Raw genomic sequence first — 7,536 nt, forward strand, 5'->3', positions numbered from 1 at the left:
TCCCCCCCGGCGGGGTTCGGGGCAGCGCCCCGAGGTGTTGACGTTGACGTAGCGGGTCGAAGCCAAAAGGAGAAATGCCCAACGCCGAACCGCTTCCAAACCCTGTCCCCATCTTCGACCCGCCGGAGGGGGCCAGGGGAGGGACTCATCCTCCCCATCCTTTTGGGAGGTGCCCAATCCGCCTTGTTCGGGTTTTCATGAACAAGGGGCTCTTTTCTCTTGAGCAACCCCGGCTGTGTCTTTGTGGTGCGTTCAAGGAGGGGGAGGATGAGACCCTCCCCTGGCCCCCTCCGGCGGATCGAAGCGTTTTCCACGATCGTGCAAGGTGATCGGGTTGGTGCGCTCTCTTCTGGGCTTCGACCCGCAACGTCAACATCAACACCTCGGGGCGCTGCCCCGAACCCCGCCGGGGGGGATAATCCCCCCCGGACCCCCGTATGCTTGAGAAAATATGTTTCATGGCGCGCCATGTCTTTTCTGTCTGGCGGGTGGACCTGCGGCGGTGCCGACAGCCCTTTCCGTCGGTGGGTCGAGAAAGGTGCCCTTCTCCTTCGGTTGATTGCGCAGATAGTCACGAGTCAAACTCTCCCGCACTCTCTCCGGGTCGAGACCCAGCACCTCGGGCGCTTGCTGTTGGATCAACTGGCACAACCGGCGCAGGGCGATGCCGTGGCTGGTTCCGGCAGCGCGGTGCAAGGCTTCGGTCAGCATCCGGAACCGTTCGAAGGGCGATCCGGGAGGCGCGAGCAGCAGCGGTAGCGTAGTGGGGAAACGTCCCGAGTTGCCCAGCAGATCCCAGAAGCGGGCCAGACGCTTCAATCCCTGCACGGTGGCGAAATCGAGGCGGTCGTTAGCCAGCAGGTCGTAAGGGGGATCGGGGTTGAACACCATCCCGAAGGCTGTTTCCGAAGCGGTCAACGGGGTTCCGCGCAGGCGTTTCAGCAGGCCCAGTTGAATTTCGTGGGGGGCCAGGCGCCAGAGACGATCGAACCCCGCCGCGAAGCCGGTCGCATCCTCGCCCGGCAGACCGATGATCAGATCGACATGGAGATGCACCCCCGTCTTCCGCCGCAGCCAGAGCAGATTGGCCTCGGTGGCGGCCAGATCCTGTTTGCGGGCGATGCGTTCTTGAACCGTGGCATCGAAACTTTGCAACCCCACCTCGAATTGCAGGGTTCCCGGCGGAAAGGCCTCTACCGTTTCCCGCAGTCGGGCGGGGAAGTGGTCCGGAATCATCTCGAAATGGAGGAAGAGATCGGGATGATCGGCAAGTTGCCGCCGGAAGAAGTCGAGGATGGCCAGACTGTGTTCCAGGGAGAGGTTGAAGGTGCGGTCCACGAAGCGGAACTGCCGGGCGCCGCGGTCCATAAGCCGCGCCATGGCTTGCAAAAAGGCGGGCAGTGGAAAGGAGCGCACTTTGCGATCCAGGGCCGAGAGGCAGAAGGCGCAGGTGAAGGGGCAGCCCCGGGAGGATTCGACGTAAACATGCCGGTGGGCCAGGTCGGCATCGCTGTATTCGTCGTAGGGCAGCGCCAGGGTGGCGAGGTTGGCCTCTTGTGGTCCCAGCAGCCGTTCGGCGGGCGGGGTGTCGTGCAGAATGGCCCGGCAAAGGGCGGGGAAAAGGGTCTCTCCCTCGCCGCGCACGATGTAGTCGGCCTGATTCATCCAGGGTTGGCATTCGATTTCGTGACTTGCCTCGGGACCTCCGAGTATGATCCGCAGTTCCGGTTGCAGGCGCTTCAACAGGCGCACCAGCGAGGCGATGAGCGCCACGTTCCAGATATAGACCCCGAGGCCCAGAATGCGGGGTCGATGGGCCAGAATGCCTTCCGCCATGTCCCGTGGGGTCTGTTCGAGGTCGAACTCCAGCAGGGCGGTTTGTTCGCGCAGTTCGGCCATGTTGGCCAGCAGGCAGCGCAGGCCGAGGGAGGCATGGTGATAACGCGCATTGAGGGTGGTGAGCAGAATGGTGACCATGGCACATCATCTTGCCGCAAATGAGTCCGGGAGGCCAGGGTGATGCCGGGATGGCGCGAGGTGGACCTCGATTCGCCGCAGGATGCCCGTCTGCAGCCGTATCGCTTGCGTTGGCAGGGGGGACGGGAGCCGGAGGACGGGTTGTTCCTTTGCGAAGGGGATTTGACCGTGCAGCGGCTGTTGCACAGTGGTGTGGAGGTCCATTCCCTGCTGGTTACGGACAAACAGTTGCCGCGTTTGCCGGCGTGCGGGGAACGGGAGATTCCCCTGATGCGTTTGCCGCAGGAGTGGCTGCCGTTGTTGGCGGGGCGGGGCTACAAGAGTGGTTTGTACGGCTTGGGACGACGCCCCCGGATTCCGTTGCTTCGGGAGTGGTACCCTGCGGCGACGGGCATGACGCTGGTTTGTCTGCCCAAGATCACCACTCCCCGCAACGTGGGGGCTATTTTGCGCGTGGCGGCGGGTTTCGGGGTGACGGGGGTGATTTTGGGAGAGGCTTGTTCCGATCCGTTTCATCGCCTGGCGGTGCGGGCGGCCATGGGGGCGGGATTGAACCTGTCGTTGGCGCGTTCGGCCAACATGGCGGAGGATCTGGCCTGGCTGGCGGAAGGGGAGGGTTTTCGCTGTCTGGCGGCGGTGGTGCAGGGGACGACGCAGTCTCTTTATGAATTCCGTCGCGAGAGGGGGGATCGGGTGGCGTTGGTTTTGGGTAACGAGTACGAAGGGGTGGAGGAGGGCTGTTTGCGGCACTGTGCCGAGGGTGTGACCATTCCCATGGCGGAGGGGGTGGATTCCTTCAACGTGGCCACGGCGGCGGCGATTCTGCTTTATGAGCTGATGCGCCCCGCATCCGTTGACGTTTAATATTTTATCTTTTAAGTATCAAAAAAATGAAATGTTCTGTTCTTTGACTTTTATTATAAAACTTTTATTAAAATTATTCTAAAAAGTCAACAGATAGAATATTTTCTTTTTTTGATACTTTAAAGATTAAATATTGAAAGGCAAAACGGAAAGCGCATGACATGAGCCGTATAATCGATGAAGTCACCCAATGCGCCGCCTGGCTGGAAAATCACGGCGAAGATCTGCGGGAATGGCGCGTGGCGCGTTTTCCCGATCCGGTGATGATCCTGGACGGCCGGGAGGTACTCTCCTTCTCCTCGAACAACTATCTGGGGTTGAGTTTTCACCCACGCCTCAAACAGGCGGGACGGGAGGCCATCGAACGCCACACCATGGGAACCTGCGAATCCCGCCGCCTGGGAGGCAACCTGGAGATTCTGGAACAGTTGGAAGAGAGGCTGGCCGCCTTCAAGGGAACGCCCTCCGCCATGGTCTTCGCCACCGGATTGTTGGCCAATGTGGCGGTCATCCCCGCCATGATGCGGGCCACTCACTACTGCACCCGGTTTTTCGGCATGCCGGCCACGGCTTCCCGAGGGGTGATCTTTTCCGATGCGGGCAACCATCGCAGCATCGCCATGGGATGTACCCTCAGCGGCAGTCGGGTGGTGCGGTATCGTCACGGGGATGTGGCGCATCTGGCGGAGTTGCTGGAAAGCCATGCCTCGGAGGGGCCTGCCCTGATCGTTACCGACGGGGTGTTCAGCATGGAAGGGGATTTGGCCCCCTTGCCGGAGCTGGTGAGTCTGGCCAAAACCTTCGAGGCCACTCTGATGGTGGATGATGCCCACGGCACCGGAGTGTACGGGGCCAACGGCCGGGGCATCGCGGAGCATTTCGGGGTTGAAGAGGGGATCGATCTCCACATGGGCACTCTCAGCAAGGCGTTGGGAGGATTGGGGGGATTTGTCGGCGGGCCACGGAAGGTGATCGAATTTTTGAAGTTTTCCGCCTCGGGATACCGCTTCACCTCCGGCCTGCCGGCGGAACAGGCGGCAGGAGCCCTGGCGGCGCTGGATCTGCTGAAAGAGGAGTCCTGGCGACGGGAGCGGCTCTGGCGCAACGTGCATTGGTTTTTGCATGCCTGCTGGCGGGAGGGATTACCGGTACCGTTGCGCTGGTCGCCGATCATTCCCTATCATGTGGGCAGTGCGGAAAAGGCGCGTCGAGCCCAGGAAGCTCTTCTGGAGGCGGGGTTGTTGTGCGTGGCGGCTGCTGCCCCACTGGTTCCGGAGGGTGCGGCCCGGTTGCGTTTGACGTTGAGTGCCACCCATGAAACGGTGCATCTGCAGCGGTTGGTGGAGGCGTTGCGGAAACAGGCAGGAAAGTTGGACCTGCCTCCAGGACCGGTGGCGAGCGGAGCGTGGCAGGATTTTGTGAAATCAGCTCCGGACTATGTGCCGCTTCCTGCGCTACAGACCTCCGGAATTGGATGAGTGGTGAAACAATTACTGTTCGTTATGCCCAATCTGGCAGGAGGGGGAGCGGAGCGGGGTCTGATCTTGCTGTGTAATGCTCTGGTCAAACGGGACTATCGCGTTACCATTTTTTGCTTCCACGACAAGATGGCCTACCCCGGTCTTTTGGATCCTCAGGTCAAGGTTGTGGCCATTCTGTCGGATGGAAAGCCGGTGGGTTTTCGCATCATCAGGGTGTTGCGGGCCCTACTGAGGGAAGCTCGCCAGAATGATCTGGTTATTGGGGGTTTGGAGGGATGGCCCACGGTGGTTGCACTCGTTGCGGCGCGTTTGGCCAATAAGCCGGTAATTTCATGGATTCATTGCGATGTGATACAGTATTCTAGGCATTGGTCCTCCTTGCTTTGTGTGCTCTTTCGGTGGTCGTTCCGTTGGGTGGATGGGAATGTGTGTCTGTCGCAAGGAGGCGTGGATTCTCTCAAATCTTTCTGCCGCAACAAGGTGTCCACTATTCAATTAATATATAGTTTTCTTGAAGATGCGATTGTGGATCGGAGGGCGAGTAACGAGGTTCCGATTATTTTGGGATGCGGGCGTTTGATTGACTCGAAAGGTTTCGATCTCTTGATCAGGGCCTATGCCCGTTTACGTTCCGAAGGGATCAATTCCCGATTGGTCTTGATGGGAGAAGGACTTGATCGTGCAAAACTGGCAGCTTTGGTGTCTAACCTGGGCGTGGAGGATTCCGTGAGCATGCCGGGGTTTGATGCCGAAATCGATAAATACTATTCTCATGCCGATCTGTTCGTTCATCCAAGCCGGATGGAAGGTTTCCCCAGAGTGGTGCTAGAGGCCATGCGGCAAGGCCTTCCTGTTGTGGCCACAGACTGTCCTTCCGGTCCAGGAGAGTTACTTGAGGGGGGATATTGTGGGGAACTGGTGTCTTGCGACGATGTCGAGGCATTAGTTTCGGCCATGAGGAACATGCTTTTGCATCCAACTCTTCGCCGGATGTATGCCGATCGCGGACGGCGTCGTTCGGAGGATTTCACTCCGGAAAAAATTCTACCAGAGTGGGAGGCTTTAGTTAAATATTATTGTAATTAGCAGGTCGTTCGGTAACAAGGCGATCGGTATATGCAGAAGAGGTTTATCGACAGATGGGTAAAATACTATTTATCGTAGCTGATCTGTGCGGAGGCGGGGCTGAACGGTGTTTGATTCGGCTGTGCAACGCGCTTGTCGCACAACAATATACCATTAGTATAGTAGCATTTCATAATGTAATATCTTATCTAGGGGCGCTCGATTCTCGGGTAAAACTGGTAACCGTCTTATCTGATGGAAAACCTGTTGGCATTCGTATTGGCAATGTTCTGCGAGCCATTCTGAAGGAGGCCAGACATCACGATCTTGTGATCGGGGGGCGGGATGGTTGGCCCACCGTAATGGCGCTGGTCGGGGGGTGGCTCTCCGGTAAACCTGTACTGGCATGGAGCCACAGCGATTTAGGTATGATTCGTCGTATGTGGAACCCCGCCCTTCAGTTTCTGTTTCGCTGGACTCTTCGACAGGTGGATGGCTTGGTTTGCGTTTCGGAAGGCGTCAAACGGTCCCTTGATCGATTTTGTGGTAAGACGTTCTTGAATGCCATCACCATTTATAATTCCATAGAAAAAAATGCCAACATTCCCGTGCAGCACAAAACATATCCTAATGGGGATGTGATCAATATAGTAGGATGCGGGCGTCTTGAATATTATAAAGGATTCGACTTGTTGATTTCCGCCTTGGCGCTGCTGCGTGCCGAAGGGCTCCCTGTTCGCTTGACTCTATTGGGAGAAGGTCCGGATCGAGAGGCGTTCACGGCGCTCATCGCGGCCAATAGTTTGCAGGATGTGGTCAGCATGCCCGGATTTTGCCCCGCCCCGACAACCTACTATTCCCAGGCGGATCTATTGGTCCATCCAAGCCGGTTTGAAGGATTTCCCATGGTTTTGCTGGAAGCCCTGCAACACGGCCTTCCCGTTGTAGCCACAGATTGTCCGTCCGGCCCACGGGAGTTGCTTCAAGATGGTTACTGCGGGGAATTGGTGGAGGTGGAAAATGTCGAGGCTTTGGTCGCCGGTATAAAAAAGGTGTTGTTTGAACCAGGCCTTTGGGAGATGTATCAGCAACGAGGTCTGCGTCGTATTACCGACTTTTCATTAGAGAATATTATACCGCAATGGATAAAATTTATTCAAAATTATCTGCGCAAGTAGACGGATACAGATGCATGCCAGCGGAAGAAGAGTCAAACCAAGCTTCCAGAAGGGCTGTGGCGACAGCGTGAGGGTCGATGGCCTCGAAGGTCCGCAGGGCCTCCTGCGGGTCGCCCAGGAAACGGCCACGATAGGTTTCCTGTGGTATTTCAGGGGCCAGGACCCGGACATTGGCCAGGGGATTGACCTTGGTGCGAGGGTCTGTCGGGCCAAATATGGCCACGGTGGGAATATTGCAGGCCGAGGCGATGTGCATGGCGCTGGAGTCCCCGGTAACCACAACTCCGGCTGCATGCAACAGGGAGGCATATTGGCGAAGTGTGGTTTTGCCGTGCAGATCCACTATGGAATGATTGGGTTGCAAGGCTGCCGTGACGTTGGCGATGGCTTCCGTGTCACTCTTCAGGCCAAGGAACACGATCGGGACATCGGGTTGTTTTTCCAAAAACAGGGCGATGGCGCTTGCCATGGCTGGATAACGCCGCACGATTCCGCTTTCGCCGGGATTGACTCCTCCCCCAGGAAATACGGCCAAATAGTGACCGCGTTTCAGACCATGCGTGCCAAGCAGGATATTCGTCTCCGCCTGCTCATCGGGGGTGATCTCTATGTGAGCCTTTGGAAGAGGAATTCCCTTATGGGCGATGCCTGCCAAAGTTGCCGCCTCCCGTACGATTCCGGGATAGATATCAACGTAATGATTCAATCCAGAAGGAAAACCATGACCATCCGGAGTAGCCCATGCCAACAGATTTCCCCTGCCAGGGCCAACGAATCCTTTACCTCGAAGCAATCGGATGAACTGATTAATGCGCTGTCCGGCATGGAAAGAGAGGACCAGGTCATAAGAAACGTTCCGCCAGCGTAGCAATTCTCTCGGAAGGCGGAATAATCTTTGCCTGCCAAACAAAACTTGTGGGGGCACGGTCAACAGAAGGTCGAGGTCGGGATTGTGGGCCACGATGGGGGCT

Annotated in this window: 6 protein-coding genes; 4 read left to right on the top strand and 2 right to left on the bottom strand. The window is 57.5% G+C overall.

Annotated elements, in window-relative coordinates; all coding sequences use genetic code 11:
• Nucleotides 1–456 precede the first annotated feature (456 nt).
• Nucleotides 457–1,977: a DUF4080 domain-containing protein gene (locus HQL56_16640; GenBank protein MBF0311144.1), complete on the bottom strand. Its 1,521-nt coding sequence runs from the start codon at nucleotides 1,975–1,977 to the stop codon at nucleotides 457–459.
• 42 nt (nucleotides 1,978–2,019) lie between these two features.
• Between HQL56_16640 and HQL56_16645 the strand changes: the two genes are divergently transcribed.
• The 4 genes from HQL56_16645 (at nucleotide 2,020) to HQL56_16660 (ending at nucleotide 6,565) form a co-directional block, all read left to right on the top strand.
• Nucleotides 2,020–2,841 carry an RNA methyltransferase gene (locus HQL56_16645; protein ID MBF0311145.1) on the top strand — a complete coding sequence of 274 codons (822 nt, stop codon included), beginning with the start codon at nucleotides 2,020–2,022 and terminating at the stop codon, nucleotides 2,839–2,841.
• Between the two features lie 161 nt (nucleotides 2,842–3,002).
• Nucleotides 3,003–4,319 carry an aminotransferase class I/II-fold pyridoxal phosphate-dependent enzyme gene (locus tag HQL56_16650; GenBank protein MBF0311146.1) on the top strand — a complete coding sequence of 439 codons (1,317 nt, stop codon included), beginning with the start codon at nucleotides 3,003–3,005 and terminating at the stop codon, nucleotides 4,317–4,319.
• Nucleotides 4,320–5,408: a glycosyltransferase gene (locus HQL56_16655; protein MBF0311147.1), complete on the top strand. Its 1,089-nt coding sequence runs from the start codon at nucleotides 4,320–4,322 to the stop codon at nucleotides 5,406–5,408.
• 53 nt (nucleotides 5,409–5,461) lie between these two features.
• Nucleotides 5,462–6,565 (top strand): glycosyltransferase, encoded by a 1,104-nt coding sequence (locus HQL56_16660; protein MBF0311148.1) that lies wholly within the window; start codon nucleotides 5,462–5,464, stop codon nucleotides 6,563–6,565.
• Here the strand turns inward: HQL56_16660 and HQL56_16665 are convergent.
• Nucleotides 6,540–7,536: glycosyltransferase family 9 protein (locus tag HQL56_16665; GenBank protein ID MBF0311149.1), on the bottom strand; the 997-nt coding region annotated here is incomplete at its 5' end. The two genes, HQL56_16660 and HQL56_16665, sit on opposite strands and share 26 nt — an antisense overlap.

The sequence above is a fragment of the Magnetococcales bacterium genome, from assembly GCA_015231925.1.
Classification (GTDB): Bacteria; Pseudomonadota; Magnetococcia; order Magnetococcales; family JADGAQ01; genus JADGAQ01.